Genomic DNA, 255 nt, shown 5'->3' on the forward strand with positions numbered 1-255 from the left:
GCCTAGAGATAGGTGAAGCCCTTCGGGGCAAGGAGACAGGTGGTGCATGGTTGTCGTCAGCTCGTGTCGTGAGATGTTGGGTTAAGTCCCGCAACGAGCGCAACCCTTATCATTAGTTGCCAGCATTTGGTTGGGGACTCTAATGAGACTGCCGGTGACAAACCGGAGGAAGGTGGGGATGACGTCAAATCATCATGCCCCTTATGACCTGGGCTACACACGTGCTACAATGGATGGTACAGCGAGCAGCGACCC

At 54.9% G+C, this 255-nt stretch carries 1 rRNA gene; it reads left to right on the forward strand.

The annotated features are described in order from the left end of the window. Positions 1–255, forward strand: a 16S ribosomal RNA gene (locus tag ACEN4N_RS11640); the annotation flags it as partial.

It is taken from the genome of Ruoffia sp. FAM 20857 (assembly GCF_045528645.1).
Lineage (GTDB): Bacteria > Bacillota > Bacilli > Lactobacillales > Aerococcaceae > Ruoffia > Ruoffia halotolerans.